Source organism: Streptomyces sp. M2CJ-2, assembly GCF_016757295.1.
Lineage (GTDB): Bacteria > Actinomycetota > Actinomycetes > Streptomycetales > Streptomycetaceae > Streptomyces.
Window position 1 is genome coordinate 1 of sequence record NZ_JAESIF010000179.1, and the last position, 3,055, is coordinate 3,055.

Sequence of the window (3,055 nt, forward strand, 5' to 3'; positions counted from 1 at the left end):
CTACGGGTTCCGTCCGAATCGCCGGGCTCACGACGCGGTGGCAGAGGTGCACCATTTCGCATCCCGCTCGTACGAGTGGGTGGTCGAGGGTGACATCAAAGCCTGCTTCGACGAGATCTCGCACTCCGCCCTTATGGATCGGGTGCGGGGGCGCGTCGGAGATAAACGCGTTCTGGCCTTGGTGAAGGCATTCCTGAAGGCGGGCATCCTCGATGAGGACGGCACGCTGGTGGATACCGACGCCGGAACTCCGCAGGGGTCGATTCTTTCCCCGCTGCTCAGCAATGTGGCTCTCTCGGTCCTGGACGAGTACATCGCCCAAGGACCGGGCGGGCCAGGAGCCAGCCCGTATGGAAGGGCAAAACGGCGCCGTCAGGGTCTGCCCAACTACCGCCTCGTGCGGTATGCGGACGACTGGTGCCTGCTCGTTTCAGGCACCAAGGCGCACGCCGAAGCCCTGCGGGAAGAACTCGCCGGGGTCCTGTCCACGATGGGCTTGCGCCTGTCGCCGGAGAAGACCCTGATCACCCACATCGACGAGGGCCTCAACTTTCTCGGATGGCGCATCCAGCGTCACCGGAAGCGAGGTACCGGCAAACGATACGTCTACGTCTATCCGGCCAAGAAGGCCCTGGTGACCATCATGGCCAAGGTGAAGACGGTCTGCCGGCGGAGCACGAACCTGCCGCTCGAAGACCTGCTGCGTCAGCTCAACCGGATGCTGCGGGGATGGACCGCGTACTTCAAGTACGGATGCTCGAATGCGACTTTCAGCTATCTGCGGGCCTACCTCTGGAAGGAGATCGTCAGATGGCAAGAGCGCAAGCACCGGCGGGTTCCCTGGAAGGTACTACGCCGACGCTACGGCATCTGGCCCGCCGAGGGCGGGATGGAACTGTTCGATCCGGCACGGGTGAGCGCCAAGCGCTACTACTACCGGGGAACACGTATCCCGACACCGTGGCCGAGCACAGCGTGAAGTGAACACGAGCCCAAGGGACTTGTGGAGAGCCCGGTGCGCTTAGCGGTGCACGCCGGGTTCGGGAGGCGACCCGGAGAAACGGGCTGGTCGTGAGGCCAGTACCGCGCTCCGGGTCGACCTCACTTGTTTCGGACGGAGGTGGAAGACCACCGTCGTCTCGCCGTCGTAGCGGCGAGGTGAAGCTGGAGGCAGCCTGAACCGGGGATCGCCGGGGAGGGCGAGAGCAGCCTCGACGAAGTCGGGTCGGCCCAGCACTGCCGGATGGGCCGGGCCCGGTGAGCGAGACGGGAAGGTATACGCGAGGAACCGGTGTTGTTACGCCTCTTGAGTTCTTGCCAGCTCCAATCCGGCGGATATGGGCTGGTCAGCGGTGCGCAACCGTCCGGAAGGGCGGTGAACTCCCGGTCCGGTATTGGCAGCTTGGGCCGGGAGGCCACGACGAAGGTCTACGGCGTAGTCGTGGCGAGGCCGCAGGGGCAGAGCCGGGTGCCTAACCCGTCAACCGAACAGCAGTGAACGTGGGAACCGCTCGTGTCCGCTCCCCGCGCCCTGGCCAGCCAGGCCGGACGGAGGGGATAGGCGCGATGCCTGCCGATGGGGGCGAGCGGGGCGGAGCCGTCGTGGTACTCGGAGCCGGGGAGAGCCCGGCACAGGGGGAAGGACGGCAGCGTGCCAAGCAAGGAGAGGGGTGCAATGCCCGAAGAAGCGCCGGTGAATACCGGCGCCGTGAGGTGGCCGGGTCCTGACTCGGCTCATCTCGCGGTACGGGAGATGCAGATCAAGTTGCACCGATGGGCGGGAGATGACGACTCCCGGCGGTTCGGTGACCTGTTCAACCTCGTTCACGACCCGGCGTTTCTGGTGCATGCGTGGGAGCGCGTGGCCGCCAACACCGGGGCGAGGACCTCAGGAATCGACCGGGCCACGGTGGCCCTGATCGAGACCTGGATCGGGGTCGAGGCGTTCTTGGAACACATCAGGGACGCGCTGAAGTCGGGCGCGTTCGAGCCGGTCGAAGTGCGACAGGTGATGATCCCGAAGACGAGCGGCAAGCTCCGCGCTCTGGGGATTCCCACGGTCGCCGACCGGGTGGTCCAGGCCAGCCTCAAAGCAGTGCTCGAACCCATCTTCGAGGCGGACTTCATGCCGTGCTCGTACGGGTTCCGCCCCAACCGGCGGGCACACGATGCGATTGCCGAGATCCACCACCTGTCCTCCGGGGCCAACAGGTTCCACTGGGTCCTGGAGGCAGACATCAAGGCGTGCTTCGACGAGATCGATCACACGGCCCTGATGGACCGCCTGCGGGCGAGGATCAAGGACAAGCGTGTCTGCACGCTGGTGAAGGCGTTCCTGAAGTCCGGGGTCATGACGACCTCCGGGGACCGGGAGGAAACACTGACGGGTACCCCGCAAGGCGGGATTCTCTCCCCGCTGCTGGCCAACATCGCGCTGTCCGCGCTGGACGAGCACTTCGCCCGGCAGTGGCAGCAGGAGATGGGCAGCTACAGGCGGCGGGTCACGCGCAGGAAGCACGGACTGGGCAACTGGCGGCTGATTCGTTTCGCGGACGATTTCGTACTGATGGTCTCCGGGGAACGCCGCCATGCCGAGGGCCTGCGCGAGGAGGTGGCCGGCGTGCTCGCCCCGTTGGGGCTGCGGCTGGCTCCGGAGAAGACCCAGGTGGTCCATGTCGATGAGGGCTTCGACTTCCTCGGCTTCCACATCCGCAGGCAGCGGAAACGAGGAACGCAGAAGCATTACGTCTACACCGAGCCGTCCAAGAAGGCGATCCAGTCGATCAAGGACAAGGTGAAGGACAGAACACGCAGATCAGACCTGCACAGGGAGGTGGACGAGCTGCTGGCCAGCCTCAACCGCACCTTGCGCGGGTGGGCGAACTACTTCCGGCACGGGGTGTCGAAGGCGGTGTTCAGCACGGTCGATGACCACGCGTGGCATCGCATCGTCCGCTGGATCTTCCACAAGCACTCCCGGCTCAGCTGGAGGGAACTGCGCCGCCGGTTCTGCCGACCGGGCAGTTGGAAGCTCATCTGCGACGGAGTCGAGTTC

The 3,055-nt window shown here is 65.5% G+C and carries 2 protein-coding genes; both read left to right on the forward strand.

Annotation, left to right across the window (positions count from 1 at the left end; all coding sequences use genetic code 11):
- A partial coding sequence (locus tag JL475_RS38455; RefSeq protein ID WP_237409460.1) for a reverse transcriptase domain-containing protein occupies positions 1 to 979 on the forward strand: 979 nt, incomplete at its 5' end.
- 774 nt (positions 980 to 1,753) lie between these two features.
- Positions 1,754 to 3,055 (forward strand): group II intron reverse transcriptase/maturase (ltrA, locus tag JL475_RS38460; RefSeq protein WP_202282842.1); only part of this gene is annotated, 1,302 nt, incomplete at its 3' end.